This window comes from Leptospira semungkisensis (assembly GCF_004770055.1).
In the GTDB taxonomy this organism is placed as follows: domain Bacteria; phylum Spirochaetota; class Leptospiria; order Leptospirales; family Leptospiraceae; genus Leptospira_B; species Leptospira_B semungkisensis.
Window position 1 is genome coordinate 231,414 of sequence record NZ_RQEP01000005.1, and the last position, 26,055, is coordinate 257,468.

Sequence of the window (26,055 nt, forward strand, 5' to 3'; positions counted from 1 at the left end):
TCGCTTTTCTTTTTCGCCTAAACATCGTATTTTGTTCGAATTCGAAATTTACTGTTAGAATTCGGCTGGAATTCACTTCTAATATAGAGTAGTACTATAGTTTTTTCCAGGTTATTTCAATGCTTCTCCAAAAACCTAAGTTTTCACTTTCACAATTGCTTTCTGCGATCCCGATCTTAGTCCTCATTCTTTCCGTTTCCATGATCGGGCTACTCGCCGAACCTAAGAAAGGTGTTCACGAAGACGTCTTCGAATATAAAGTAAAGAAGAACGATACTCTGTCCAAGATCGCGAAAGAATTCCTACAAGATCCAAGAAACTGGAAAGAATTACTAAAATATAATGAAATCCCGAACCCCTCCTTGATCCGCGAAGGTACGACTCTATTCATTCCTGGATTTTTGAGAAAGGACACCATATCCGCAACCGGAGAAAGAATTGAACCGAATTCAGGGCCGGCCGCAGTCGCAGACTTTCAAAAAGGGCAAGTGCAATATTCCAGGGATTTTGCTCCTAGCGGACTTCCTGCATCCTGGACAAAACTCTCCAAAGATCAGATCTTAAACACAGAAGATTGGGTGCAAACAGGACCGAACTCTTCTTCTAAACTTCTATTCACGAAGAATGGAACAGTTGTGGAATTAAGAGAGAAGACATTGACCCGTATCATGAAGACTAATGCGGACTCGATGGCGAATTTCAAGATGAATAAGGACGGAAGCATTCTCGAACTGAAATCAGGTTATCTTGAAGCCAAGGTCCCTCCTAAAAAAGCAGGCGACGAGATCCGCAAGTTTACTGTGGTTACTCCCACTGCAGTTGTGGGAGTTCGAGGAACAGAACTATATGTGAATATGGTGGACTCCGATACTACTGCTGTAGGATGCTATAAGGGAGAATTAGAAGTCTCCGCAGAAGGAAAGACAGTCGCAGTTCCTGCGGGCTTTGGAACGAATGTAGTCAGAGGCCAAGCACCTTCCAAACCTGAAAAACTTCCCGAAAAGGTGGAGTTAGAGTGATAAAGAACTCCAAGTATATTAGAAAATTCTTATTTTTAATTTCTTTTCTATTTCTCCTTCTTTTTGTGGGAGGAGTTTATTCTCAACAGCAAAGGGTGAGCTTACGCTGGAAGGCCAGCGTAGGTGCTGTAGAATATATTATCGAACTCTCTGAAGAAAGAGATTTCGCAAGCGTTCATCATTCTTATAAAACCAAAAATATTCGTTACGAATTTCATTCTCAGGATTCCAAATACTTTGTTAGAGTGGTCGGACTCAATGCAGAAGCAGTGAGAGGAGTCTCTTCTCCTATTATTTCTCTGGCCGAAAAGTTTGCTGCAGCGCCGAAAGTCCAAGTAGAAAGACCTTCAAGCGTAGTCGCTGCCTCAGAAGAATTGAGGATCTCTTTAGGTGATCCTACAAAAACCTCTGCCGCAAGCTCCAGCTCTTCTTCTCCTGGAGCTCCTACAAAACAAGTGCCGGTGACCACATATTATAGGGTCAACGGAGGAGAATGGCAGAAATACGACGGCTCTATTTCTTTGATCAATGAAGGATGGAACGAAGTTGAGTTCTACTCCGAAGATATTTTAGGAAATAAGGAAACTCCTAAAAAGACAAAATATCTGAAAGATACGACTGCGCCTTTGGTACGTTTGATAGGACAGAAGAAGGGACCTTCCGGTCTACATGAGATCAAATCCGGAACAGAGCTCACTCTTCAAGTCACTGAAGAAGGTTCCGGCATGGAATTTATTTCCATTTCCTTATTCTCCAGAGATGGAAGCGGTTCTGAAGAAAGTGTTTCTCGATCGGGAGAAGAAGCCAAGAAGCCGATCACAATTTCATCTGTAGGTATAGATGGACTTTCTATTTTGCGTTGGGAAGCGAGTGACAAGGCAGGGAATACAATCCAATCCGAACTTCCTTTGCTATTAGATGCAAGACCTCCCACATGTGTTTTTGCTCCTACGGAAGGAAAGCTAAGAGAAGACGGGATCTATTATTTAAAAGAAAACGGACTCATCTCCATTCGCTGCGAAGATCCCGCAACAGGTTCCGGTATGGCAAAACTGGAATACAAGATTGGGAATGGCCAAACCATTCCGTATCAAAACCCGATCAGCTTTCCTGTCGGTCCGAATACTCTAACCGTCTATGCTTCCGATTTGGTTGGAAATAAATCCGAGTTTCGGATCAAAGTAAATGCTCTTCGTCCAGATTGGAAGAAGACAGGATCGGAACTCCAAGAGAAGTAAACTTCCTTGTTCTTGTTGCCAGCGAGAAGAAAGATAATGCTGAATATCTCGCAGAGTCTTCTCGTAAAATAAAGAAGGCCGACCTCTATTAAGAAAAGAAAATCAGGATCCGCCGGTTAAAGACGGATCCTGAATGGAAAGATTAGTTTTCTGAATTAGTTGGAGCAGTTGTTGAAGGTGGAGTTGAAGAAGCAGGCTTAGCAGCAGGTGCCGGCTTATTATCCACTTTTTGGATCTTAGTTTCAGGAGGAGTGGTATCTACGATAAATGCGATCCTTTTTACATCGCTTTCATTTCCTACCGAATCTACTGACTTAGCTTCTATCGTATGATTTCCTTGAGCCTCTACAGAAACTGGCTCGGCATAAGCCTTCCATTCTCCTGAATCTACTTTATAAAAGATCTGTTTGATACCGGAAAGAGTATCAGAAGCCTTAATGGTGAAAGAGTTTCCGTGCTTAACATAAATCTTATCTTTCACAGTTACTAAAGCGGAACCAAAGAGCTCTACCAGCGGTTTTTCTTGGTCCACAGTCACTGCTAATACGGAGTCTGTAGAAATATTTCCTGATTTATCCACTGCAGAAAACTTGATGGTGTTTACTCCGGCTCTGTCGAGTTGAATAGGTCTACCATCGTAAACTCTAGGCTCGGAACCGTTTAAAGAAATCTTAATGTCTTGCACTCCTGCCAAATTATCCTGAGCAGTAATCGTATACGTAACTGTCCTGGTCGCATAGTTCGTATTCTCATGAACGATCAGAGCAGAACTAGGCGCGATCTTTGTGGAAGGTGGAGTGTTGTCCACGAGAACATTCAGATGTTTCTCAGGTTCCTTATTCCCCGCTTTATCCACGGCACGATATGTGATCTTGGTAAGACCTTCTTTTACTAAAGTGATTGCAGAAACATACTTAGTATAATCGCCTGAACCGACCTTATATTCGATATAATCTACTGTAGAACCTTCGTCCCTAGAATTAAAATCAAAGGAAGATTGAGAGTTGATATACATATCCGGTTTTTCAGAAGAAGACTCGCGTTCAGTGCGATCCGCCGAAGAGGAAGGTTGAGTTCTTGCAGTCTCAGCCTTGGGAGCAACGCTTTTTGGCGGATTAGAACCTGGTGAAGTTTGAGCGAAGATTGCACTGGAAACTAGCAAGCACGCTAGAGAGACCCATAAGGGATTTCGATTCATTCTCTTCTCCAATTAGAAGCTTTAGTGTTACCAGTGTTTGACGAAGAAAATGTTTCGATTCCAGGCTCAATTTTTGGAATTTCGCCTCGAAAAAGACCCTGATTTCCAGATCCGATATGCCGGGAAATACGAGCAGATCACCGGTAAAAGCATCAGGATCGCATACGTTCTGGAAAAGAAAGTCGCAGGAATTGCCTCAATGGGGGAATGAGCGGAATCATAAAGAGTCAGGTCAGAATGAACGATCGCGCATAAATGTAATTTCTGAATGGTGGAATACACGAAGTAGATGGGAACGTATGCCACATAAAAATAGAAAGAGATCAAAAACGGTAAAAATGCGAATACCAAAGAAACCAAACCGGTAGGAACGGATCCGTACGAAGTAAGAAAAAAGGAGAAGATGCCGGCAGCAAACGCAACCTGAGTAAACAGAACGAAGATGGACTCATCTCCTTGGAAACAGGTTCCAGCCTCAGCCACTAAAATGCAAAATGGAATGAGTAAAAAAGAGAAGGTTCCGAGCCAGAATAAGATTCTTCTAAGTATATTCATGTTCTGTCTTTTTCATTAAGCTGAGAAGTACAGAAGGAGTCAAACGGAAACTAGCCGGAAAGAAATTCCTTTAACGCGACCGCATTATTGTAGTCGGTATTTTTAGCAGAATATAAAAACGTGATCACCGATTGATCTAAAGAGGCTTTTAATTTTGCGACTCCTTCCGGATTGGATTTCAATTCCTTAAAGTATCGATTCTTAAATTCTTGCCAATGCTCCGGATCATGACCGTACCATTTTCTGAGTTCGTTACTCGGAGAAATCTCCTTCAACCAAAGATCGATCTTTACTGCTTCTTTGCTGATTCCTCTCGGCCAGAGTCGATCCACCAGGATCCTTTTTCCATCTTTCGGACTCGGATCCTCATATACTCTTTTGATCTGTATCTTCAATTTCAATCTTTAACGCAGAATAAAGTCTTGTACATCCCGTCTGGGACTGAAGAAACGATAGTCACTTCTACCCAAGCGAACCAACATCTGGATCTTTTCTCCCGGCTTTAAAGAAGATTCAAATTGGGTTCTCAACTCTTTCATCTCCGGAAATTCTTGAAGAATCTGACTCAAAGGATGTAGCGCAAATCCGTTTTTGGTGACGGAGAGATGCAATCTTGCATAGTCCCTTCCCGCTTGCACCCAATCCAAGGGTTCGTTCTTGCTAGTCTTGATAAAAGCAAATCCTTTGGAGCTTTCTACTTGAGAAGCGAATATATCCATGCCACCTTTCTTGTTATCATCCGAGTGCCAGATCTCTTTTCCGGGAGTTAAAAAGAAATTTCTTGCGACAAAATTTCTCAAGCCGGATACACCGAAGCCTCTCATTGAGATCCCATCTTTGAACTTTTCCATCTCGGAATCGTTGTATCTAAACCAGATCCTGGATTCCTCATACTTCGGATAGGTATACGTTTCTACGTTCATTGCAGAGACTACTTGCTTTCTCAATGTCTCCGATTGAGACTTAGGAATAAAACCAAGTTCGGAGTAACGAATGTTTGCGTCTTTACGAATTGCGGAGAAGTCTTGCTCGGTTAGATCTTCTCCTTCGTAAATGGATCTCTTGGTCGCCCTCTCTGAAATGAATAAAGAGATCGGTTCTACAAGAATCGCATCTTGTTTTTTTAATATGATTTTTGCGATCGGCTTCTTTCCCACATCCTTAGTAGTGTATTTTCCTTCAGGAAAAAGAGAGATCTCAGCCTTGTAACCAAAACGAGAAGCTCCTAGGCTTAGTACTTCTAAAAAGGTTCCCTGACCTATATGCACTTGCCTAAACGGAGGATCTGTTTCTTTAAGTAAGCGCGTATCGTCCACATACAAAAGAGCAGAGTCTTCACTTAGGATCTTAAATTTCCAAGGCTGGATATTGTGGGGATTAGGGGCAGAAATTCCTATGCGGATGGCTTTTAGGATCGGGCTCTCCGATCCGGAAAGAAAGGTCGGATCGAGAGGATCTTTTCTTTCGTAGTATTTTCTAGTTTCAACACTGGAGCAATATTGTAAAAACTGAGGAACCGTCAAAACTGCGCCGGAGGCAAGGCCTAGTTTGAGGAATTTTTTCCGAGTCATGAAATTCATGAGCCAGAAAACTAAAGGCCTTTCTCTTTCAGTCAATCCAATTCGAAGGAAATATCTTGTTCTACTCCCAATAATTCGTCATCAACTCGCTAGACCAATCCGGTTGAGACACCGAGGACATAGGAAGGAATTCTCTCATCACAGGTTTGATATCTACTACAGGAGTTCCATCGATAGCATCCAGATATTTTACGAGAAGATTTCTTCCATCCCTTCTCAACAATTCCACGATGGTAGCGCCAAGATGATTCGGTCGGTTCTTCTTTCTTTGAGAAAAGATCCCAACCTTAGGCCATTTCTTATTCTCTCTAGGATGCTCACTTCCTAAGACCACAGGCTTATCTAAGGCTTTATGAAAAATATATATGATCTCCAAATGAGAAAATGCCTCGATCCCATCCAATGCTTCGGCGGGAAGATCATCTTCTAAACGAATCTCGGATACGATCTCAGCCCAATAATCGTCTTCCGTTTCCTTGCGTGAGTTCACGATCATGGCGACCGGTCGAATCGTATAATCCATATAGCCTCTGTTTTCTGCTATTTGGGCCTTGAGACGAGTAAATCGGCAAGAAATTAACAAGCATTGCTACCCTTTCCACTTCGGATAACAACGCTTGTTTTTGGGATGCGAGAAGAGTTATTTGTTCTCGTCGCCAGGTTTTGCGATTAGGAAGTTTTTGAGGTAATTCACATTCTCTTCGTCGAACTGAAACGTAAGAGGCTGCGCTCCACTATATAACCTAACGGTAAATTGATTCGTGCTAAGGATTGCTTGTTCGTCTTCTTTCTTTAAAAGGAACGTACCAGTAAGTTCCTTATGAGTATGAGAAGAAGTTTGGGTCTTTGTTTGGGAAGAATGACTGCTATTCGAATTCGTTTTTGTATAATCCACAAATGCGCTTTTGTGACCGCTTGCATTATTCGAATTATTAGAAGAGAATCCTGGACTAGTAGTATTGGTGGTTGTCGTAGTGGTAGAGAAATTAGTTACCAACTGACTAGCTACATTTGCTACGATCAAAGGATTCGTCTTGTCGCCGATCTTTATAAAACCAGTCTTTTCAACTGCACTGTCGTCCTTGCCTACATGAATATTAAATCTAATGACGGTAGGAACCGACTTATTATCCGCACCGATCTCTCTAGAAAGATCAAATAAGCCATAATAGTGAGCCCAAGAGGACTCTCCGAAAGGACCATTCACGCCTTCTGTAGTCTGCTGTTGTAATTTCATCGAAACAATATGAGAATTCTTGAAATCGTCTCGGACAATATTAACCTTACCGAAACTTACACAGTTGACAGCAAATAACGCTACTAATAGAAAACTTAGGATTGTTTTTAACAATTTTCCACTCCAATATTTATATTTAAGACACACAAATAAGCCTATCTTCTCCGTCAACGAAAACGGACATAGAAACCCACTGCTATTTCATTGACAACGAACCGGTACCAAGATCCTATTTATTTGTGGATCGAAATCGAATCGCCTTAGCCGTTACCTTTGTAGTAACCATTCTTTCATTGCTAGTAGGACTAATTAATCTGGCCTCTAGCACCTCTTCCTCCAAGCTCACCAAGGTAGACGGTGGCTCAGGATTCGGTACAGACCGACTGGGAGCCGCACTCATCAGGATCGAAGGAGAAATCCATTCAGGATCTTCTAGCTATGAGTCTGCGGGAGCGCAAACCATCTTGGAACAGCTTCGAGCCGTCGAAGATGATTCAAATATGGTGGGCGTACTCATCGAGATCAACTCACCCGGTGGTTCGGTTGGAGCCTCTCAAGAAATCTATAAAGAGATCATGTATCTCCGCAAAGAGAAGAACAAGAAGGTAGTGGTCTCCATGAAAGACATCGCCGCCTCCGGAGGATATTATATCGCTTCTGCAGCAGATAAGATCTACGCGTTAGGCGGAACATTAACCGGTTCCATAGGAGTGATAGCTATTGCTCCCAATATCAAGGGACTATTAGATCGATACGGAGTTAAGGTCCGCACTTTCAAAGAAGGAAAGTACAAAGATTCTCTTTCCTTATTCAGAGACAATACTGCTGAAGAAGACGCTATGATCCAGAAAATGCTCTCGGATACCTACGAAGAATTCGTAGAAGATGTAGCAAAAGGCAGAAATCAAACCGTTAAGTTCGTTGAGGCCTTAGCAGAAGGAAGAGTATATTCCGGCCAAGATGCATTCCGAAACAAACTCGTAGACGATATCGGAGGAAGAAGAGAAGCCTTAGCAGAGCTCTCCAAACTTTGCAACTACGAGGGAACCCTTCCTCTGTATGAAGAAGAAACAAATCCTTGGGACAAATTCTTTCAATTGTTGCAAGCAAAGTCTGGCGGGATATTCGGAGGAGAAAAGGCAATCCTCCAAGAACTAAAAAGATCTCCCGTACTCGTTTTGTATCCTCAGGCAATGGCTTGGTAAGAAGAAGTGCTGAAAGAATTATTTTTTAGATTCATCGACCTACTAGACGCCGTCTTATTCGAGCCGTTCCGTGCGGAGAACGTAATCTCTTCTTGGGGAACCAATCCGCTCCGATCTGTTTGGATTTTTATCCTATTCTTCTCCGCATTGAGCGCAGGAGCGGGTTATGTTTTTATTTCTCCTCCTTTTACGAATAGAAGTTTGGGGCAACTCATCACAGCAGCCGTAGCACATCTTTTGTTCTTTTTACTTTTACCTTATGCGATCGCTTTTATCACGGACGGTTACGCGCAAAGTAAAGGAAGAAAAGGAAATGCAAATCTCTTCCTACACTTCGTACGCTTTTCTCTCTCCTTATTCATTACGACTGCAGCTTGGGGAATCTTACTCTCTCAATTCGGATGGAAAGGCGGATTCGGGATTGTTACTCTGTATACAATCCACTACGGATTCTTTATGGCAGTTATGGTGCGTGGGACTTCCTACATTTATGATCTTAAGTTTAGAGATTCACTCTTTATCAATTTAACCACATTCGTAATCACTTTCTTTCTTCCATTAAGCATGTATTTTGCTATTATTTCCTCATTCAGCCCGGCCTTTCAATAGGAGAAATTATAAAAGAAATTTCGCATGAACATCCTGATTACTAACGACGACGGAATCTCCTCCAATGGGATCCTTGCTTTAGAAAAAGTTCTGGGTAAAGAACATAACACTTTCTTGATCGCTCCTCTAAAGGAACGCTCCGCAACTTCTATGGCTCTCAGCATTCACGATGCTTTAAGAGTGGAAAAAGTGAATGAGAACCATTATATCGTAGATGGCTTCCCTGTAGACTGTGTGAACATAGGACTGCATGGAAATATATTTCCAAAGATCGATTTAGTAATCTCAGGCATCAATCGCGGAGTGAACATGGGACATGATGTCCATTACTCCGGCACAGTGGGCGCTGCAAGACATGGAGCAATACACAATCGTCGTTGCATAGCGGTCAGCTCCGGGAATTGGGACAAGACTTACGACTATATAAAAGAAGCAGAACTTGTTCGAGAAATACTCCAAGCATGGACAGAAAACTTTCAACCAGGCATCGTATACAATGTCAATATCCCCGAAAAGTTCGAAGCCTCTCTTTCTTCCATTGAAGTAGCAAGACTTGGCAAGAGAACCTATGTAGATACATACGAATCCAAACCGATCATTGGAGGAATCTCGGAATTCTTTTTGGGAGGATCGGACCTAGGACATCTAAAAGAAGAAGGGACAGATTTCGATATCTTCTTCAAGGGCAAGGTGCCAATCACTCCTCTTGGTTTAGACCAAACCGAAAAATCGGAACTGGAAGAATTCAAGAAAAGGATCCACGCAAGATCAAAATGACGGAGAAGAAGACTGCAAGAAAGATTCCTCCCAAGAGAAGGATCTTTACCGAGATCCTGAAGGAGAATTATACATTCGCAATCACATTGATTGATCGAGAAATGACCGAATCCGGAAAGGACCCGGAACTACTTTATAATTTTGCAATATGCTGTTCTCGCACAGGTAACCACAAAAAATGCGTTTCTGTCCTTGAAGAATTGCTCGAAACCTTTCCAAAATTCTCCGAAAGAGATAACGCTTTCAGAATGATGATCTATTCCCTGATCAAAACGGGAAATCACAAGCTCGCTATCGAAAGAACCGACGAGAGATTGAAGCTTGCAGTAGACGATATCGTGCTTCTTTCCCTAAAAGCATCCGCCCAGGAAAAATCCGGAGAAATAAAAGCAGCAATCGAAACGCATCTCAGAATACTCAGACTCAGACCGGACCACAAAAACAGTCTGAACTCGGTCGCATACTTGCTTTTAGAAGGAAAAGAACCTAAACCGGAAGAGATTAAAATGGCCATGGAAAATCTGAAACGGGCCCTGCAACTCGAACCGGACAATGCAGCCTATTTAGATTCTTTTGGAGTATTGCTCTCTAAATTGGGCAAACAGGAAGAAGCCAGAAGAGCTTTCGAAAAGGCCCTAGTCAAAGCTCCTTCCGAAGATATTATTTTGGAACATCTCAAAAAACTCTCTCAAAGCAAGTAACAACCAGCTTGACACCTCGTCCTTCCGCGAAATTATGGATTACGATCCGGGATGTAGCGCAGTGGTAGCGCATCTGTTTTGGGTACAGAGGGTCGCAGGTTCAACTCCTGTCATCCCGAATCCCTCTTTTACAAAACTAAAGACTCGGTAGCTCAGTTGGATAGAGCAACTGCCTTCTAAGCAGTGGGTCGGGGGTTCGAATCCCTCTCGGGTCACCAAACATGGTGGACGTAGCTCAGTTGGTAGAGCTCCAGATTGTGGTTCTGGCTGTCGCGGGTTCAAGCCCCGTCGTTCACCCCAGTTTTCTTCTTACAAAAAAATCAATTCAACTTAATCAGAAAATATCTAAGGGGCTCGAAGCGAGCACTTGAAAGCGTTGTCCATGTCCCTACTTCAAAAATAACTTGCCATCGCGAATGATAGAACTCCAATACCTGGAATGTTCCGGACCCTTCTTTGCATTTTATCAATCGTCTTCTTACAATGTTCTTCCGCCTATAAGGAACAAAGTCCCTTCTCACCTAAGCAGGTAGAAGCCGACAGCGATAAAGTCACAGAGCAGAGAATTGTTATCTATGATGCAAGCATAGATATCGAAGTAGGCGATCCTGAATCTGCCTCAAAACAAATCTTGGAATTAGCTCTTAAATACGAAGGGTATACTCTAATCTCCGGAAACAAGTTCGTAAAGATCAGAGTTGCATCTAAATACTTCCAAACTGCAATTTCAGATATCGAATCCCTTGGCACTACCTCATTCAAACAAGTAGAAGGTAAAGACGTAACCGAAGAATTCACAGACAGCAAGATCCGTTTAGAAAATAAATTAAAGGCAAGAGAAAGATACTTAGAGTTACTCAAGAAAGCGGAGAATGTGGACTCTACATTGAAAGTAGAAAAAGAATTAGAAAGATTGAACGGTGAGATAGAAAGCTATAAAGGAAAAATCGAGCGACTCTCCCATCTCGCTAAATTTTCTACCATCAGCGTGCGATTACAGAAGAAGCAAATACTAGGACCTCTAGGTTATATATTCTGGGTAATCGGAAAAGGACTTAAGCTTTTATTCATTATAGAATAATAAGATCCGAACTCTCTATTCCAAAACCTGAATATCTTTCAGACAAACATCTCTTCCGATCTCATCGAAATTTCCTTGGACCGCCCAGATGCTGATCCCTTTCGGATAATCTTTTTGAGGAACTCTCGAAAATTCCTTATGCAAAGGAATTCGGACCGTATCGGATTCCGAAAAATCTAAGACCTTGGTTTCATAATCCGTATCATCAGGAAGTCTAGATTCCTTGTCTACGTTGATCGCTTCTCTCAAAACGATTTTCAATTTCAGTTTCGGAGTTTTGGTAGAACAAGCACTGACTTGGATTTCTTTCCAAGGACTGGGCAGATAAATTCCGTCTTTCAAACGATGTGTAAGTCTGAGCTCCAGATCGAAATCCGATTTTTGAGAAGAAGGTCTTAATTTCCTCCATTCCGTCTTGGGATTTCCGTCGGCAAGGTATGGAGCCTGAGAAGATCGATCTTCCAGATAGGAATCCGTGAAATCAAAACGTAAAAAAGGAGGTTCGGATTTGTACGATTCCAATTTGGCAATCGTAGAAGAATACAGATAATAATTAGAAAATGCCAATCCGGCAACGAAAACTAAGGCCAAGATCTTTGGAACGGTGTTCGATTTTAAAGGATCCACTCGTTTCATCTTCCGATTTCCGATACAAGAAGCAACTCGGATTTCCTTTCTTCTTGTCGAATCGAAACCGATTTCGAATCATGATCCCCAGAAGAATTTAGGCAAAAAGTTTTTAATTCTTCCTACCAAGATACGGGGAGCTTGCGCTTTATGCTCATTGGAATTGCCGGCGGTACGGGACTAATCGGATCCATGTTGGCGATCCGCTTGAAAGCGGAAGGTCATAGAGTCAGAATTTTCAGCCGCAGCGGAAAGCTTCCCCCTCGCCTCCAAAGAATTTCAGAATGGGATGTTAGGATAGGAACTCTTCCTACACGCGCAGACTTAGAAGGAGTCGAAGGCGTGATCAATCTTGCCGGCGAACCGATTGCAGGAGTTCGCTGGACCCCTGAATACAAACAAAGGATCAGATCTTCCCGAGTGGATTTCACAAGAGACCTGGTCGGACGTTTGAGTGCGATGGGAGAATTCGGGCCTAAGTTTTTATTCAATGCTTCCGCAGTGGGAATATATGGTTCTTTCGATACTGCAACTCCTCCTTTCGACGAGGACAGCGCTCCCGCCGAAGACGAGTTAGGTGTTCTTTGCAAAGATTGGGAAGAAGAAGCGATGGAAGCCGAAAAAGCTGGAGTTCGCACAGTTCTTCTCAGAACGGGAGTAGTGCTTACAACAGAAGGCGGAGCACTTGCTTCTATGTTGCCTGCATTCAAATTATTCGCAGGTGGCCCGATTGGTAGCGGAAACCAAGTATTATCTTGGGTGCATATCGAAGATCAACTCTCTGCAATTCTATTCCTTCTTCGCAAAGAAGAAGCAAGAGGACCTTTCAATATAGTTTCTCCGGAACCTCTTTCCAACGAACAGTTTAGCAAAACATTGGGAAAGACTTTAGGACGTCCTGCATTCACTCGCATGCCTTCCTTTGCACTTTCCTTAGCACTCGGCGAAGGTTCGATCGTAGCAACACATGGCCAAAGAGTGGTGCCAAAAAGACTGCTTGAGCTAGGATATAAATTCAGATATCCGAATCTAGAAGGCGCGCTTCGAAATCTTTTAGGCTAAAAAGAAAAAACGGATTGTCCAATTCGTTTTAGAATGTGTCTAATCTCTGTATGGAAAACACATTACCAGGTTCCTTTAACGACCTACTCAACAACCACGATAAACCGATCCTTGTAGATTTTTGGGCTGAATGGTGCGGCCCTTGTAAGATGGTAGCTCCTGAGCTAGAAAAATTTGCTCAGGCTCATAAAGGAGAGGTCACCGTCGTTAAAGTCAATATCGACGAGAAACCTGAGTTAGCTCAACAGTATGGAATACAATCCATCCCTACTCTCGTTCTTTTCAAACAAGGACAGATCGCAGAGAAGGTTGTAGGAGCTATTCCTCAAGCGCAGATGGAAAAAGTCTTCGCTCCTAAATTAGTTTAATTTAATATGGGCGGCCCTCTCGCTTCGCGAGAGTCGCGCTGCTCCGTGCTACGCTAACGCTTCGGTCCCAGCGTCTCTCGAATGAATAAACGAGAGATCTCAAAAGGCTGGGACTGATTCTCACACTTCGCATCGCTGCCGCTTAGTACAAAAAAATCACCAGTTTACAATCTCATCCACTTCTTCTGGAGACAAACGGAATGATTCGTAGTTTCCTTTTGCTTCCGGCAAATTCTTGAACAAGAAAGCTCCCATTCCTTTTGCAAAAGCATCGAACTTGGATTTCTTTGCTCCCGATTTTCTATCATGAACTGCTTGCTCTAAAAATTCGGAAAGAGCCAAGGCACCATACGCTTGGTCCGAAAGATCCACTCTATAGGTTTCCTTCCATTCTCTTGGCTTCTCTTCTATATTGCGATTCCAATCGTTCAGCAGGCTCTCTCCTAAAGAAGCTGCCTCTTTTAACTCAGGATATTCTTTTGCTGCTTGGAAATTCTTTCCTAACTCTGCAACAAATGAATCTCGGATCTTGGTCCGATTCATCGCTCCTAAAGCGTGATCCGTAATGATGAGGTGAGTTCCTTCCCAAGTTTCGTTGATAATGCAATCATTATGCAATCTAGGAAGACAGGTATAATCCCCGATGATCCCTGAACCTCCCAAAGCCATGATCGCCCTATGAGTGATCTGTGAAGAAAGAGAAGAAGATCGATATTTCATGAGAGGAGTAGAGATCTGCTCTGCAAGAATTCCTTTTTGGGCCCAATCGATCCCTCTAAAAATAGGCATTACAATAGCCGCATAAAGAATTCTGATCTCAGCCAATTCTCTAGAATACGCAGAGAATTCTTCGATCTTCTTTCCATAGGCTGTCCTGTAGCGGGAATATTCTCTGGCTTCCATGAATGCTCTTCTGGACATTCCTGCAGCGGCGAGTCCCACATGCACTCTGGAAGTCCGGATCACGTATCGGATCAGATTGGCAATTCCGTGAGCAGGACGGCCCAAGGCTTCCGCCTCTACATTCTCGTATACGATCTCTACAGTGAGCTTTCCTTTGGATCCGATAATATCCTTTTTTCTTAATATATGATGTCCGTTTAATTCACCATTGTCCTTGATCCTAGGAACCAAGAAAAGACCTACAGTATCCGTATCTTCTATCTTAGCGGTAGTGACCCAAAGATCTCCCGGGTTGGAACAAAACCATTTTTCTCCATTCAAGATCCATTTTCCATTCTCGCCCTTGGTAGCAATGGTACGGTTGGCTCCCACATTACTTCCACCAACTCTTTCGGTCACATATTGTCCCGCCATAAAATGGGATTCAGAGCCCTTGCCCGCAACTAGAGGAAGATATTTCTTTTTCTGCTCTTCGGTACCTATACCTTGTAGGACACGAATCATTCCCTCGGTCATAGCCAAAGGACAGGTAACTCCACCTTCTCCATTCTGATTGGCAAGATAGGTCAATGCTTGTCTATGAAGATCGGAGAATGGGAACTTCCATTCATCATGAAAATCTAAATTAACAATTCCATAATCATAGGAAATCTTACGAGATTGCTTTTGCTCGTGAGAATATACAATCTGATCGATCCGGTTCCCAGTCCTGTCGTATTTGACTACCTCTCCGTATTTTCCTTCCTTATGAGAGGCTTCAGTGAGCTCGTCTAGAACTCCTCCGACTAATTGACCGTATCCTTTTAAATGATCGATCATCGCCTTTTTGTGATCCGGTTTGTAATCGGCCGAATATCGATCCAATATCCGTTGGAGGATCTTATCCTCTTCGTAAAAATTCTTGCCTCGATTTCCTTTGTAACCTGTGAGATCGTAAGCGGATAAAGCGGGATTCTCCGCAGCATAAAGAGTATGACTCATAACAATTCCTGAAGATGGATTCTTCTATCGCTATCATAAGCTTTTATTATACGACTGCGAGAACTTTTTCCCACCCGAGATCTCGGGCGGAACTGATTGAACGTCGTTTGTTTGCTAAGAAAAGATATGGACGGCTCTATCGCTTTATAAGAGGTCGCAAAGACTTCTTAATATTCTAGAACCATTCCTTCGTAAGGAGCGATCTCGAAGACCACAGGGATCTCCATCTTTTCCGGTTTTCTATGGGTTGAAATGAGGATTTGTGCAGTACGATTTGCGTTCGCCACGATCTTCTTGGATTCGTTCTCGAAGTTGAGAATGATCAGGCACTTCTTCTTATCGTATTCTCTAGTGTATTGCAATACTCCTGGAGGAGAATCGTAATCCAGAGCGAGAGTTCCTTTCTTAAGGATCTCGTTTCCTTTTCGAAGCCATATTAGTTTTTTATAAAAGTTTAAAAGACTATCTATACTGCGAGACTGAGTTTCTACGTTGATAAAATCGTGCTGAGAAAAAACAGGAAGCCAAGGTTCATTCTCACTGAATCCTCCGTTCTTATCTCCGGACCAGCACATAGGAAGGCGGCAATTGTCTCGGCTAGGATACACCGGCCAATAACGAATTCCTACAGGATCCTTGATCCTATTCTTCGGAACTCTCTCGTCCATCATTCCGAGTTCCTCTCCATAATATAGGAAAGGAGTTCCTCTCAAGGTAAGAAGCATCATAGCAGCGATCTTGGCGCGATGAACGGTCTCTCTTCCCTTGGCATATCTAGTGATATGGCGTCGAAAATCATGATTACTTAATGTATAATTGGGCCAGCCACGTTCTCGGAGATACTTCTCCCATTCTTTGATGACATCTCTGAATTTTTCTGCCTTCCAAGGAGTGTAAAAGAAAGCGAAGTTAAATGCAAGATGGAGTTCGTCTCCCTTGTCTCCGTAATACGAAGCAGGAAGAGCACTAGTACCCGGAGGCTCCATCATCACTTCTCCCACGGACATCTTGTCTCCGTAAGAATCTAAGAGTTTACGGAGATCCTTTAGGATATCGTGCATCTCAGGACGGTCCCGATCATAAAGATGGTTTTGCTGATCGAATGGTCTTGCGATCCATCTCTTGCGAGGATTGCTTCTGAGTTCGGCATCCTTCACGAAGAGATTCACCACATCCAAACGGAAACCATCCACTCCCATATCTAACCAGAAGCGAACCATATTGAAGATCGCCTTCTTGACTTCGGGATTTCTCCAATTTAAGTCAGGTTGTTCAGCTAAGAATGAATGATAATAGTATTGCTCAGTGGTCGTATCGTAGGTCCAAGCTTTTCCACCAAAGGTTCCCATCCAATTATTCGGAGTTCCCCCTTTGACAGGATCCTTCCAAATATACCAATCTCTCTTAGGATTATCTTTAGAAGAACGAGATTCAAGAAACCATGGATGCAAATGAGAAGTATGATTCGCAACTAGGTCCATGATGATGCGGATCTTTCGTTTATGAGCTTCTTTTAATAAACGTTTGAACGTATCTAAGTCCCCGAAAACAGGATCGATGTTTTCATAATCGGAAATATCATATCCGAAATCGAACATTGGGGAAGGATATATAGGAGAAAGCCAGATGGCATCGATGCCCAGGGAATTCGGAGTCCCATCATTGAGATAATCTAGTTTTTGGATGATACCTTGTAAATCGCCTACCCCATCTCCATTGGAATCCTTAAAACTCCTTGGATAGATCTGATAAACGACCGCGTTCTTCCACCAATCCGCATCTATTTTCTTTGTACGGCCAGCGGGAGTAGACTTCTTGAGAAGCCGAGCGGAACCCTCGGCTGCTTTCTTTCTTTTAGAAGCGACTGTGGAACGACTTTCCGAATCCATACTGGGAACCATTTTTAAAAGACGAGTTCCCCTGTCATCCTTTCCTCCGGTTGAATTCTCAAGATCCGGGCTTCCAAGGATCGTAATAATTCTGGGTCCTTGACCTGTTCTCCCTCTGCAGTCTGCAGATAGAACGAGTCATACGCATAGTCTGCTGAAGTAGAAACTTTTAAATAAGAAACTTTTAAACCGAATTCGAATACCTTTCTCAGGATCCTATAAACCAAACCGACCATGTCCGGCATTCTTACTTCCATGATCGTGGTATCCGTAAGATCTTCGTTGGAGAAACGAACAGATCGATTGACTATACTTTCCGGTATCGTCTTACGTGGATTCCATTCCGTTCTTTCAAAGGCAATCTTGTCTCTTTGCAATTGCCCGGAAGCCATAAGTCTGAGCTTTCCTTCCATTCGAGAGATCTTTTCGGGAGGAATATTACCGCTTCCTTGCGAGTCTGTGATCTGAAGAATATGAATTTGAAACTCTCCGTGAGCGTAACTCTGCATTCCCACAAGACTCAAGCCTTCGGAAGAAACGGAACAGCATAGATCCAAAAGGATTTCAGGAATATTACGACTCACCGCTTCTACTGTTACGAATGCCGGATCTTGCTCAGAATCAAAAAGCAAATCGTTCTTTTCTTCCTGGCTTAGGATAGCAATCGCTTTAAAATGTTTTAATATTTTGCGGTTCGAAACCGTTTTTAAAAAACTCTGAGGCATCACTGAATAAGCAAAAGAAGCGATGGATTTCGCCATCTTAGTATCCTGGCCTTCTTTTTCAGTAAGGTAGACTACCAAATCTTTGCAAAGTGCGATTCTTTCCTCTTCTCCATGAGCATATTCTTCGTCAGGTCTCTTGTTCCGGAATGCATCCATCGTATTTTCATAAAGTACGTTCAGGATTGCCTTTTTCCAATTAGTGAGAACATTGCTACCCACTGATTTTGTATCTATAACCGTAAGAACGTAAAGAAGCTTCAATCTCTCCGCATTCGCAACTGTTCTCGCAAAATTTCGGATCAAGACTTTGTCGGAAATATCTCTCTTAGAAGAAAGTTCCGACATTAGAATATGCTTTTCTACCAGGAAACGGAACAGATCCGTATCTTCTTCGGAAAGTCCTAAGCGAGAACCTACAGAAACTGCAAGCTCCGCTCCGTATTCGGAATGATCTCCTTCCTTCACCTTACCCGCATCGTGAAGAAGAATAGCCAGAGCGAGTATCTCCGTTTTCAAGCATTCCTCATAGACTAGAGAAATATCCTTGTCTTCGAATTCCTTTTTATCCAAGAGATCCAACTCGTGTAGGATCAAAAGAGTATGCTCATCTACAGTGAACTCATGATGATAACTGAATAAAGGAAAATTAGTACAGGCGCCGAACTCCGGCAATAACGCGCCGAGGACCTGACATTCATGCATTAATTTTAATATTCTTCCCCTATCCTTAGGGTTGCGAAGTATATTCAGGAATTCTCCATTCACTTCGGCGGAATATCTAAAATCATCATCCAGAAAATGAGAGGCAAAACGGATCTCACTCAGCAAGCTACCCGAAACCCTAAAGCCGGTCTCCTGTATCATCCGAAAAGTAAGCAGAATGTCCTTGTAGATAGTATGTGGGTCCGCAAATAGATTCCCCTCATTGGGAGGAAATACAGTGTTCTCAATATGGCTGAATCGAACACCTTCGTACGTGAAATCTTTTCCAGAGCCGGACTTTCTGGACTCCATTATAGAATCTAAATATAATCGGATCGTGAAAAATACATTCTTTTGGTGACTATAGAGAATGTTCATAAACTTCTCAACAGTCTGAAGTTCTTCCTTCTTACCGAATCCTAGATATTCCGCAACTTCGGGCTGCAAATTCAGATCCAATCTGTCGTTCTTTCTTCCGGAGATCACATGCAAGGCGATACGTGCCCTTACCAAAAAATCATACGCCTCTTCTAAGGCCTGAATTTCTCCGCTTTGGAATACCGGAAGAAGTGCCAGTCCACCCAAAGATTGGATTGGACTCACGGACTTCTCTCTCCAATACAAATATTGAATATCTCTCAGTCCGCAGATATCCGTCTTTAGATTCGGTTCGGATAGAAGAATGGGTCTTCCTTCTCTTAAAAATCTTTCGGAGAGTTGGCCTTCCTTGGCCTCGTTATATCTGGTTGCATACTTTACCGGAAGCTTATCCAAGAATTCGGTTTTATACTTCTTAAACAGCTCCTTGGAACCGACGAGAAACCTACTGTCCAAGATCGCATGGAAGCTGGACATATCATCCAGATAACGGAAAGACTCTTTGATGGTGCGGCAGGTATGCCCTACTTCTTTTCCGGAATCGTAAAAGAAAGTATTTACCGAGGAGATGATTTGCGAGAGCTTGGCGTCCGGAACTCCATTATGAAGATATAATATATCTACGTCGGAATGGGGAGCCATTTCCATTCTTCCGTAGCCGCCCAATGCGATGATGGCGATCTCTTCTCCTTTTTTTAAGATCCCGGAAACCTTCTCGAAACGGCTTCTTAGAAAGGAATCTATAATAAAGGTGAGTTGTCTGGAAACTAAACGGCCGGAAACTGTCCGGCTTTTTTCCAAAAGCCTTTGGAAACTATAGGAAATATCTAACTCTAAAGGCATACTCTACCGGTTTCGGTTCTATAATCCAACCGACGTTTATTAGACTCTTCTTATTTCAGCTTATCGCCAGGCTGGGCTCCGCGATGAGGAATGAAAAGACTTAAGCTCTCACCTTCTCCTGCGGCCAAAAGCATTGCTTCGGAAATTCCAAACTTCATCTTTCTAGCTTTCAAGTTTGCAACAGCTACGATACTTAAGCCTACAAGATCCTCCGGCTTATATGCCGCCTTGATTCCTGCAAAAACGTTCTTCGTTCCGAGAGCGCCAAGATCCAATTTCACTTGGACAAGCTTATCAGCTCCGTCTACAGGACCTGCTTCGAGTATCTTGCCCACTCTCAGATCTACCTTGCTCAATTCTTCGATGGAGATCTCAGAGAGATTCGCCACTCCTTCGGTCTTAGGAGAAGGAGAAGTCTCCGGCTTAGCAGTTTGGCTTGCGTTTTCTTCCAACATAGTTTGAATCGCTTTTTCCTCTACACGTTTAGTGATCATTTCGTATGCGGCAACTTTCGTTTCTTCCAGATCAGAAGAAAGATCCGCAAACTCAGGCTTCTTATCCAAGCCTAAAAGCTTATATACTTTCTCTCCTGCCTTAGGTGCAACAGGATAGAGATAGATAGATAGAATGCGTGCAGCATTCAGAGCTACAGTAACAGTCTCTCTCGCAAGCTCCACATCCGTCTTGATCTGGATCCAAGGAGCAAGATCGTTCACATACTTGTTTGCGACATCTCCCAGACGGGAACATTCCTTCATCACTCTGGTATAATTTCTAGTCTCATACCATTCTCTGATCTTGGATTCGGAGGCCTTGAGTTCCTCCAGGATCTTGCGACCTTCTTCACTTAGATTTCCTAATTTTCTATCAAGTTTATCTAATATAGAAGTGGAAACCCTGGAGACCAGATTTACGAAATTTCCTACGAAGTCCGAGTTTACTTTTGCAGTATAATCATCGAAAGAAAGATCCAGATCGTCCATTCCGGCGCCTAGCTTTCCCGCCAAATAAAAGCGAAGATGCTCAGGATCCAGATGCTTCAGATAACCTTCTGCCTTGATGAAAGTGCCTCTCGATTTAGACATCTTCTCACCGTTCACAGTGATGAAACCATGAACATGCACTTGAGAAGGGGAACGATATCCGCTTCCCTCTAAAGTCGCAGGCCAGAATAAAGTATGGAAATATAGAATATCCTTACCGATAAAATGGAAGATCTCTGCCTTCTCATCCTTCCAAAAGGAATCGAATATCTTTCGATCACCTTTAAAGAAATTTAAACTAGATGCCATGTAACCGATAGGAGCATCCAGCCAAACATAAAAATACTTTTCTACTTCGCCAGGGATCTTGAACCCGAAATAAGGTCCGTCCCTAGAGATATCCCAGTCTTGAAGACCTGCTTCGAACCATTCCTTAAGTTTCTTGCGAACTCCATCGGCGACATGAGTTTCGCTTTCTACCCAACCGGATAGATATTTCTCGAAATCACCCAGCTTAAAGAAGATATGTTTAGAATTGCGACTAACGGGTGGTGTCCCGCATAAAGAGCAATGAGAATTCTTAAGATCTTTGGGGGAATACGTAGCGCCACAGACTTCGCAGCTATCACCATACTGATCCGGACTGCCACAGTTTGGACAGGTTCCTTTAATAAAGCGATCCGGAAGAAACATCTTGTCAGTATCGCAATAAGCCTGTTCGATCTCTCTTTCTGCGATATGCCCTCTTTGCTTTAAAGAAAGATAAATCTCTTCAGAAAGGATTCGATTTTCTTCTGAGTTAGTAGTATAATAATTATCATATTCTACCAAGAATCCGGATAGATCTCGATAATGTTCGGTCCTTACTCGATCGATCAATTGCTCCGGACTGATACCTTCTTTTCTCGCGGCCAACATAATGGGCGTGCCGTGAGTATCATCCGCACAGAAAAAATGACATTCATGACCTGCAGTCTTTTGATAACGAACAAAGATATCGGTTTGAATTGCTTCTAATACGTGTCCTAAGTGGATGGGACCGTTAGCGTATGGCAAAGCAGAAGTAACGAGAATCTTACGTTTTGATTCGGCTCTCACATAGTCAAGGTGAGAAAAATTCCCGCAAAAGCAACATGGATTTTCATTGCAAAACGATTGGTTCGATTAAAATACAACTCAAAAAAGGGAACGCCCTCATAAGGAAGGCTATAAGATGGAAAGGGTTTCGTCCTTGGCGAGTAAGGTTCTACCGGGCCATGAGTTCTATGAAAAATTTCAGAAGAGTCTGGATCGTGAGACCGAGATTTTTCAACTCAAGATGAATTATGCTAAGGTCTTAGTTAGCCTTTGGTCTTACTCTTGCCACGCTGATGGCGTCTTTCATAGAAAAGAAGGAAACTTGGTAGGACAAATGGTCAAGGCCATGTTCGATAAAGATTGTATCTTTGATCATCACCAAGATCAAAAAGCAGAGATCATCGAAGAATTATCTGAAGTTTTCGAATCCCCACTTCCCATCAAAATGATCACTGATTTTGCGGAAGGGAATCCAGTGCTCGCAATAAACTTTTACGAAGATGCAGTATGCATCGTGACTGCCGACGGAAAGTTCACCGTAAGAGAAAAAGAATTTTTAGAGGACCTATCGAAAGAATTAGAGATCTCCTCTATGGATAAGAAAAATATCGATAATAAATACGCGGGCGACGAAGAGTAAAATCGGTCGTCCGACCCTCCATGCCTTCTAGTATTACGTTTTTATTGTTCGCCTATTTAGGCCTTCAATTCCTACTCTCAGGCCCTTTCATACAATTTGTAGTAAATATCTTCTCTTACCGATTGTTCAAGTTCCGCTGGCTTACCCCGGGGATACTTCTTCCTGGACTCTGGGTCTGGGCAAAGCATTTCATCGTACACTTTCCGGGAGAACTCGGAACAGACATCGTACACGCGAAAGGAAGCCTGATCCATTTTAGGATCTCCTTCACCAAACTATTTAAGGGAAAATTAATATTCAAAGGAGTCAATGTCCGCTCCTTCCACATGGATTATACGAACCGAGTGGATTCCAGAAAGAAGATAGATTATCTACCCAAGCGGGGAAGGATACAATTCCGTCTCGAAAAAGTTGCTCACTCCAGCATCGACATAGAGGACAGAACCCTAACGCCTATCTTTACGATACAGATACGAGACATCCGAGTAGAGAATGGATTATTGGATGCAGGTTCTCCGCTCGAGATCTTGTTTAGAAGTAGATTGGGTTCTTGTCGTTTAGGAAGAGAAGGATTACTCAGAACAGGAACCTTAAGAAGCGGCGACCGAGGTTATCTGAACCTAAGCGGAATCACTTGGGGGGAACTTGCCGGCCTCGAGATCATTCCACTGCCTTTATTCAAAAAGCAGGTCCATCTCACAGTAGAGTTCCGACATATAGACGAGAATCATACCGACTTCGAAGGAACTCTCGTGCATACCAATCCCGAAGAAGAAGGAGAAAGTGAAACCTATCCTTTCCGGTTTGGTGTAGATTGGAACGAATTCAATCTGCCTTTCGATCTCGCATTACGCAAATTGATCATGGAGTTATTCTTACAGACTAAGTTAGAAGGTCTGATGGCGAGAACACTACAGACGATCGCAAAAGGAATCCGACTTTTTTTAGGAAGGGATTAAGGGGCTATTGTTCCTAAACCCCAGCTCACCTAACGCTCTGAGCACCTGTTTCCAATAAGCTGTCCAATTTAATCAGACCGGAAACCATATCCTTCATTGCAGAACGAAAGATTTTCTTTTGTTCAGGATCCACGTTATGCCCGGCAACATCCGATTTCATGGATTCCAATGTATCGCTAACCAAGGCTAAGATCCCGTAGATAGGCTCTTCTCTATTTGTAGAATTGATGATGAATTCTATATTAGATTTATACATTGTTCGTTTCCTTTTTTCCGCCTTCCGAATCGGTTTTATGAAAAACCTTTCGGATCTATTTATAATAAAAACCTATTCCTTTGGGGACAGTGGTTCAAGTCGAATTTGTTGATTTGATATATGTTTTAAAGATTTTTCCGAATATTCTTATTGGCCTTGCTTTGACTTCAAGTGTTCGAAATAAAATATTTAATAGATCAATCGATTTCGATTTTCGATGAATTCTGATTCTCTAAGAAGTCTGGCTTCATCTCATCCTTTAGATCCACCCCAGATATCCCTCTTCTAAGTGATTCTGAAAGAAGATAGACTGTCTTCTCCGCGGCTCTTCTGAAGTCCAGACCATCCGGCCGTATATTGGAAATACAGTTCCTACTTTCGTCAGTCTTTCCGGTTTTCGGATCAAAGGTAAGATACATTCCCAAACTATCTGCAGAACTAAGTCCTGGTCTTTCTCCTATCAATAAAACGGTTGCCTTGGCCTGTAAGCATTCTCCTATCTCATCTCCGATGGCTACTCTCCCGAGCTTTGCCAATAGGAAGGGGCCTATTCTAAATTTCTTATATACTAGGATTGGTAGAAGGACCGCAAGAAATGGAATCAGGTTCGAATCCAATGCCTTTGCGGAAAGTCCATCTGCAGCCACGATCGCGAGATCATACTCTCCCTTGTAAGACTGCAACTTTGCACGAGAAGGTTCCGCAAGTCTTCGCCCCAGATCCGGTCGAAGAAGATATTCCTCTCTAGTACGGGCAAGGCTTTCAACAGAGATGGTCTCTAAATGAAGATCCTTTCCAAGATTCTCCAAACCGTTTTGTAAATTCCGAAAATCGGGCTCTACTAAGACTGCATCCCTAGCCCTAGCATGATCCAATCTGAATTTTAAAAGTTCCTTTGTGGGAAGAGAACCTCCCGATCTTCCAAGACCTATCCTTGCAGAAGTAAGTGTCTTCCATTCTTCCCAAGGGATCATCTAGAACTTTCTCCTAGGATACCTTCTAATAAGAATTGTCCCTTATTCTCCTTAGGTAAAAAAGCCTGTGCTTGGTCGAATAAGCCGGATTCCAAAAGCCATGTTTCGAACTCAGGAGCCGGCCGTAGGCCGAAGACTTGCCGTAGATACAAGGCATCATGAAAGGAAGTACTTTGATAAGATAGCATAACGTCATCTGCCCCGGGAACTCCCATAATATAATTACATCCTGCAGCTCCGAGCAAAGTAAGAAGATTATCCATATCATCCTGATCCGCATCCGCATGATTTGTATAACAAATATCCACGCCCATAGGAAGTCCCATCAGCTTTCCACAAAAATGATCCTCTAACCCGGCTCTTAATATTTGTTTTCCATTATATAGATATTCGGGACCAATGAACCCAACTACAGTATTCACTAAGAGAGGATCGAATTTCTTCGCGACCGCGTAAGCTCTTGCTTCTAAGGTCTGCTGGTCGATACCGAAATGAGCACCTGCAGACAATGCGCTCCCCTGCCCTGTCTCAAAATACATCACATTATTTCCAACAGTTCCTCTTTTTAATTCAAGAGCCATTTGCTGAGATTCCGCCAAGATACTCAGATCCACTCCGAAACTTTTATTCAAAGCTTCTGTTCCACCGATGGATTGAAATACCAGATCCAAAGGAGCTCCTGCCTCCATCGCCTTCATCGAAGTGGTCACATGACAAAGAATGCATGATTGAGTCGGAATCGAATATTTTTGGATGATTGCATCCAACATTTCCAAAAGAGCGATCACTGTGGGAACATTATCTGTTGCAGGATTGATCCCAATCACTGCATCCCCACTTCCCAAAAGAAGGCCATCCAAGATGCTCGCCGCAATTCCTTTAGGATCGTCAGTTGGATGGTTTGGCTGCAATCGGGTCGCGAGTCGTCCTGGCAACCCTAAGGTATTTCTAAACTTAGTAATCACCGGAGACTTTCTAGCTGCGAGGATCAGATCCTGATTAGACATGAGTTTGGAAACTGCCGCAAGCATTTCCGGAGTAAGGCCATCCCTGATCTTAGAGATCGCGATCGAATCCGTCTTTTCACTCAACAGAAAATCACGCAGTTCTCCTACGGTAAAAGAAGAAATAGAAGAGAATGCTACCTTGTCATGAGACTCCAAGATAAGTCTGGTCACTTCGTCGCTCTCGGAAGGGACCAATTCTATATTCAAAAATTCTGATAAATGAAGATCGGCCAAGGCCATTTGCGCGGCGATCCTTTCCTCTTGGGTGGAGGCAGCGACTCCCGCAAGCTCATCCCCCGATCGCAAGGGACTCGCCTTAGCGAGAAGGCTTTTCAGATCCGGAAAGGAGTAAGTCTTTGTTCCTAAAACGGTTTTATATCCCATATTCAGTCTCGAATGAAATTCTTAGAAATTATATCTCGCGTTCTTCTTAAATATCCACCGCAATCTAATCCGAAAAATGGACCGAGCAAGAATTTTA

24 protein-coding genes, 3 tRNA genes and 1 pseudogene are annotated in these 26,055 nt (G+C 42.9%); 14 read left to right on the plus strand and 14 right to left on the minus strand.

Annotated features, from left to right (window positions below; all coding sequences use genetic code 11):
• Window positions 1–119: 119 nt before the first annotated feature.
• The gene (locus tag EHO59_RS01245) at window positions 120–1,019 is read left to right on the plus strand and encodes a FecR family protein (protein WP_135583983.1); all 900 of its coding nucleotides are present in this window, start codon (window positions 120–122) and stop codon (window positions 1,017–1,019) included.
• Complete coding sequence (locus EHO59_RS01250) at window positions 1,016–2,257, plus strand: hypothetical protein (RefSeq protein WP_135583984.1); 1,242 nt, start codon at window positions 1,016–1,018, stop codon at window positions 2,255–2,257. The genes EHO59_RS01245 and EHO59_RS01250 overlap by 4 nt, the downstream gene beginning before the upstream one ends.
• A 142-nt stretch (window positions 2,258–2,399) precedes the next feature.
• On the opposite strand, the gene ompL47 is transcribed toward EHO59_RS01250, so the two are convergent.
• The 6 genes from ompL47 to EHO59_RS01280 form a co-directional block, all read right to left on the minus strand.
• The gene (gene ompL47 / locus EHO59_RS01255; RefSeq protein ID WP_135583986.1) at window positions 2,400–3,455 is read right to left on the minus strand and encodes a multi-beta-barrel domain surface protein OmpL47; all 1,056 of its coding nucleotides are present in this window, start codon (window positions 3,453–3,455) and stop codon (window positions 2,400–2,402) included.
• 66 nt (window positions 3,456–3,521) lie between these two features.
• The gene (locus tag EHO59_RS01260) at window positions 3,522–4,010 is read right to left on the minus strand and encodes a hypothetical protein (RefSeq protein ID WP_135583988.1); all 489 of its coding nucleotides are present in this window, start codon (window positions 4,008–4,010) and stop codon (window positions 3,522–3,524) included.
• Between the two features lie 50 nt (window positions 4,011–4,060).
• Complete coding sequence (locus tag EHO59_RS01265) at window positions 4,061–4,411, minus strand: DUF488 domain-containing protein (protein ID WP_246052583.1); 351 nt, start codon at window positions 4,409–4,411, stop codon at window positions 4,061–4,063.
• A gap of 3 nt (window positions 4,412–4,414) precedes the next feature.
• Window positions 4,415–5,581: an Acg family FMN-binding oxidoreductase gene (locus EHO59_RS01270; protein ID WP_246052585.1), complete on the minus strand. Its 1,167-nt coding sequence runs from the start codon at window positions 5,579–5,581 to the stop codon at window positions 4,415–4,417.
• Between the two features lie 70 nt (window positions 5,582–5,651).
• Window positions 5,652–6,113 carry an SAM-dependent methyltransferase gene (locus EHO59_RS01275; protein WP_135583990.1) on the minus strand — a complete coding sequence of 154 codons (462 nt, stop codon included), beginning with the start codon at window positions 6,111–6,113 and terminating at the stop codon, window positions 5,652–5,654.
• Between the two features lie 117 nt (window positions 6,114–6,230).
• Window positions 6,231–6,941 (minus strand): hypothetical protein, encoded by a 711-nt coding sequence (locus EHO59_RS01280; protein ID WP_135583993.1) that lies wholly within the window; start codon window positions 6,939–6,941, stop codon window positions 6,231–6,233.
• Between the two features lie 125 nt (window positions 6,942–7,066).
• Here EHO59_RS01280 and sppA point away from each other — a divergent pair, with 125 nt between their 5' ends.
• The 8 genes from sppA to EHO59_RS01320 all read left to right on the plus strand — a co-directional run bounded on the left by sppA (window position 7,067) and on the right by EHO59_RS01320 (window position 11,200).
• Entirely contained in the window at window positions 7,067–8,032 is a 966-nt protein-coding gene (gene sppA / locus EHO59_RS01285; protein ID WP_135583995.1) for a signal peptide peptidase SppA, read from the plus strand.
• 6 nt (window positions 8,033–8,038) lie between these two features.
• Window positions 8,039–8,641 (plus strand): hypothetical protein, encoded by a 603-nt coding sequence (locus EHO59_RS01290; protein WP_135583997.1) that lies wholly within the window; start codon window positions 8,039–8,041, stop codon window positions 8,639–8,641.
• A 24-nt stretch (window positions 8,642–8,665) separates the two neighbouring features.
• Window positions 8,666–9,418: a 5'/3'-nucleotidase SurE gene (gene surE, locus EHO59_RS01295; protein WP_135583999.1), complete on the plus strand. Its 753-nt coding sequence runs from the start codon at window positions 8,666–8,668 to the stop codon at window positions 9,416–9,418.
• Window positions 9,415–10,119: a tetratricopeptide repeat protein gene (locus tag EHO59_RS01300; protein WP_135584001.1), complete on the plus strand. Its 705-nt coding sequence runs from the start codon at window positions 9,415–9,417 to the stop codon at window positions 10,117–10,119. Before surE ends, EHO59_RS01300 begins: the two co-directional genes overlap by 4 nt.
• Window positions 10,120–10,166: 47 nt before the next feature.
• A tRNA-Pro gene (locus tag EHO59_RS01305) sits at window positions 10,167–10,238 on the plus strand.
• A 22-nt stretch (window positions 10,239–10,260) separates the two neighbouring features.
• A tRNA-Arg gene (locus tag EHO59_RS01310) sits at window positions 10,261–10,337 on the plus strand.
• A gap of 6 nt (window positions 10,338–10,343) precedes the next feature.
• Window positions 10,344–10,419: transfer RNA gene (locus EHO59_RS01315), tRNA-His, on the plus strand.
• Window positions 10,420–10,558: 139 nt separating this feature from the next.
• Window positions 10,559–11,200, plus strand: a complete 642-nt coding sequence (locus EHO59_RS01320; protein WP_135584003.1) for a DUF4349 domain-containing protein — start codon at window positions 10,559–10,561, stop codon at window positions 11,198–11,200.
• A gap of 15 nt (window positions 11,201–11,215) precedes the next feature.
• On the opposite strand, the gene EHO59_RS01325 is transcribed toward EHO59_RS01320, so the two are convergent.
• Complete coding sequence (locus EHO59_RS01325; RefSeq protein WP_210413013.1) at window positions 11,216–11,836, minus strand: hypothetical protein; 621 nt, start codon at window positions 11,834–11,836, stop codon at window positions 11,216–11,218.
• A gap of 141 nt (window positions 11,837–11,977) precedes the next feature.
• Between EHO59_RS01325 and EHO59_RS01330 the strand changes: the two genes are divergently transcribed.
• Window positions 11,978–12,889 carry a TIGR01777 family oxidoreductase gene (locus tag EHO59_RS01330; protein WP_135584005.1) on the plus strand — a complete coding sequence of 304 codons (912 nt, stop codon included), beginning with the start codon at window positions 11,978–11,980 and terminating at the stop codon, window positions 12,887–12,889.
• Window positions 12,890–12,939: 50 nt separating this feature from the next.
• Window positions 12,940–13,257 (plus strand): thioredoxin, encoded by a 318-nt coding sequence (trxA, locus tag EHO59_RS01335; RefSeq protein WP_135584007.1) that lies wholly within the window; start codon window positions 12,940–12,942, stop codon window positions 13,255–13,257.
• Between the two features lie 563 nt (window positions 13,258–13,820).
• On the opposite strand, the pseudogene EHO59_RS01340 reads toward trxA, so the two are convergent.
• The 4 genes and pseudogenes from EHO59_RS01340 to metG form a co-directional block, all read right to left on the minus strand.
• Window positions 13,821–15,141, minus strand: a pseudogene (locus tag EHO59_RS01340) (acyl-CoA dehydrogenase family protein); the annotation flags it as partial.
• A 167-nt stretch (window positions 15,142–15,308) separates the two neighbouring features.
• Window positions 15,309–17,030 carry an alpha-glucosidase gene (locus EHO59_RS01345; protein ID WP_135584011.1) on the minus strand — a complete coding sequence of 574 codons (1,722 nt, stop codon included), beginning with the start codon at window positions 17,028–17,030 and terminating at the stop codon, window positions 15,309–15,311.
• Between the two features lie 14 nt (window positions 17,031–17,044).
• Window positions 17,045–19,678, minus strand: a complete 2,634-nt coding sequence (locus EHO59_RS01350; protein WP_135584014.1) for a [protein-PII] uridylyltransferase family protein — start codon at window positions 19,676–19,678, stop codon at window positions 17,045–17,047.
• Window positions 19,679–19,728: 50 nt separating this feature from the next.
• Entirely contained in the window at window positions 19,729–21,759 is a 2,031-nt protein-coding gene (metG, locus tag EHO59_RS01355) for a methionine--tRNA ligase (RefSeq protein WP_135584016.1), read from the minus strand.
• 115 nt (window positions 21,760–21,874) lie between these two features.
• Here metG and EHO59_RS01360 point away from each other — a divergent pair, with 115 nt between their 5' ends.
• Both EHO59_RS01360 and EHO59_RS01365 read left to right on the plus strand, forming a co-directional pair.
• The gene (locus EHO59_RS01360) at window positions 21,875–22,378 is read left to right on the plus strand and encodes a tellurite resistance TerB family protein (RefSeq protein ID WP_135584018.1); all 504 of its coding nucleotides are present in this window, start codon (window positions 21,875–21,877) and stop codon (window positions 22,376–22,378) included.
• Between the two features lie 20 nt (window positions 22,379–22,398).
• Window positions 22,399–23,337, plus strand: coding sequence for a hypothetical protein (locus EHO59_RS01365; RefSeq protein WP_135584020.1), 939 nt, complete (start codon window positions 22,399–22,401; stop codon window positions 23,335–23,337).
• A gap of 25 nt (window positions 23,338–23,362) precedes the next feature.
• Here EHO59_RS01365 and EHO59_RS01370 read toward each other — a convergent pair whose 3' ends face one another.
• The 3 genes from EHO59_RS01370 to EHO59_RS01380 form a co-directional block, all read right to left on the minus strand.
• A complete protein-coding gene (locus tag EHO59_RS01370) occupies window positions 23,363–23,593 on the minus strand; it encodes a hypothetical protein (protein ID WP_135584022.1) in 231 nt (76 codons plus the stop codon).
• A gap of 197 nt (window positions 23,594–23,790) precedes the next feature.
• A complete protein-coding gene (gene eutC, locus EHO59_RS01375) occupies window positions 23,791–24,567 on the minus strand; it encodes an ethanolamine ammonia-lyase subunit EutC (protein WP_135584024.1) in 777 nt (258 codons plus the stop codon).
• On the minus strand, window positions 24,564–25,958 hold the full coding sequence (locus EHO59_RS01380; protein ID WP_135584026.1) for an ethanolamine ammonia-lyase subunit EutB: 1,395 nt from the start codon (window positions 25,956–25,958) through the stop codon (window positions 24,564–24,566). The genes eutC and EHO59_RS01380 overlap by 4 nt, the downstream gene beginning before the upstream one ends.
• Window positions 25,959–26,055 lie beyond the last annotated feature (97 nt).

Excerpts from the sequence above, each read along its gene's own strand:
- EHO59_RS01245 (WP_135583983.1), top strand. The coding sequence starts at position 120 with ATGCTTCTCCAAAAACCTAAGTTTTCACTTTCACAATTGCTTTCTGCG.
- ompL47 (WP_135583986.1), bottom strand. The coding sequence starts at position 3,455 with ATGAATCGAAATCCCTTATGGGTCTCTCTAGCGTGCTTGCTAGTTTCC.
- EHO59_RS01260 (WP_135583988.1), bottom strand. The coding sequence starts at position 4,010 with ATGAATATACTTAGAAGAATCTTATTCTGGCTCGGAACCTTCTCTTTT.
- EHO59_RS01270 (WP_246052585.1), bottom strand. The coding sequence starts at position 5,581 with ATGACTCGGAAAAAATTCCTCAAACTAGGCCTTGCCTCCGGCGCAGTT.
- EHO59_RS01275 (WP_135583990.1), bottom strand. The coding sequence starts at position 6,113 with ATGGATTATACGATTCGACCGGTCGCCATGATCGTGAACTCACGCAAG.
- surE (WP_135583999.1), top strand. The coding sequence starts at position 8,666 with ATGAACATCCTGATTACTAACGACGACGGAATCTCCTCCAATGGGATC.
- EHO59_RS01300 (WP_135584001.1), top strand. The coding sequence starts at position 9,415 with ATGACGGAGAAGAAGACTGCAAGAAAGATTCCTCCCAAGAGAAGGATC.
- EHO59_RS01320 (WP_135584003.1), top strand. The coding sequence starts at position 10,559 with ATGTTCCGGACCCTTCTTTGCATTTTATCAATCGTCTTCTTACAATGT.
- EHO59_RS01325 (WP_210413013.1), bottom strand. The coding sequence starts at position 11,836 with ATGAAACGAGTGGATCCTTTAAAATCGAACACCGTTCCAAAGATCTTG.
- EHO59_RS01330 (WP_135584005.1), top strand. The coding sequence starts at position 11,978 with ATGCTCATTGGAATTGCCGGCGGTACGGGACTAATCGGATCCATGTTG.
- trxA (WP_135584007.1), top strand. The coding sequence starts at position 12,940 with ATGGAAAACACATTACCAGGTTCCTTTAACGACCTACTCAACAACCAC.
- EHO59_RS01345 (WP_135584011.1), bottom strand. The coding sequence starts at position 17,030 with ATGGATTCGGAAAGTCGTTCCACAGTCGCTTCTAAAAGAAAGAAAGCA.
- EHO59_RS01350 (WP_135584014.1), bottom strand. The coding sequence starts at position 19,678 with ATGCCTTTAGAGTTAGATATTTCCTATAGTTTCCAAAGGCTTTTGGAA.
- EHO59_RS01360 (WP_135584018.1), top strand. The coding sequence starts at position 21,875 with ATGGAAAGGGTTTCGTCCTTGGCGAGTAAGGTTCTACCGGGCCATGAG.
- EHO59_RS01365 (WP_135584020.1), top strand. The coding sequence starts at position 22,399 with ATGCCTTCTAGTATTACGTTTTTATTGTTCGCCTATTTAGGCCTTCAA.
- EHO59_RS01370 (WP_135584022.1), bottom strand. The coding sequence starts at position 23,593 with ATGTATAAATCTAATATAGAATTCATCATCAATTCTACAAATAGAGAA.
- eutC (WP_135584024.1), bottom strand. The coding sequence starts at position 24,567 with ATGATCCCTTGGGAAGAATGGAAGACACTTACTTCTGCAAGGATAGGT.
- EHO59_RS01380 (WP_135584026.1), bottom strand. The coding sequence starts at position 25,958 with ATGGGATATAAAACCGTTTTAGGAACAAAGACTTACTCCTTTCCGGAT.